This window comes from Pseudomonas sp. P5_A12, assembly GCF_056400685.1.
The window spans coordinates 1-613 of the sequence record NZ_JBFUKU010000630.1; the positions used below are offsets into that span (position 1 = coordinate 1).

Annotated in this window: 1 pseudogene; it reads left to right on the forward strand. The window is 52.9% G+C overall.

Annotated features, from left to right (window positions below):
* Positions 1-217: 217 nt before the first annotated feature.
* Positions 218-613, forward strand: a pseudogene (locus AC1DSG_RS31590) (GntP family permease); the annotation flags it as partial.

The following is a 613-nucleotide window of genomic DNA, read 5'->3' on the forward strand; positions in this document are numbered from 1 at the left end:
GCCGGTACGCCGCTCAGATTCGGCCACATGTCTCGTCAAGCAGTGCAACCTGCACCCGAGCTAGGGCAGCACACCGATGAAATTCTTGCTGACGTTCTGGGACTGAGTGACCAGCAAATCGGAGCATTACGTGACAGCGGAATTGTCGGCGGCTCCTCGGGGTAAAACGCCGCTGACAACGGAACGTGCGACTTAAAAAAATAAAAGCGAGCGTCTGATGAGTAGTCTATTGATTTGCCTGGCATCGCTGGGATTCTTGATGTTCGTGGCCTACAGGGGCTTCAGCGTTATCCTGTTTGCTCCAATCGCGGCATTGGGTGCAGTGCTTCTTACTGAGCCAACGATGGTTGCGCCTGCGTACAGTGGACTGTTCATGGACAAGATGGTTGGGCTCCTGAAGCTCTATTTTCCCGTGTTCATGCTCGGCGCTGTTTTTGGGAAATTGATCGAGGTTTCGGGTTTTGCACGCTCTATCGTGACTGCCATTTCCAAAGTTTTTGGAAGCAGCTACTCGATCACTTGCATCGTTTGCGTGGGCGGGGTGCTGACCTATGGGGGAGTCTCTCTATTCGTAGTGGTATTTGCGCTTTATCCGTTTGCGGCGGAGCTGTTT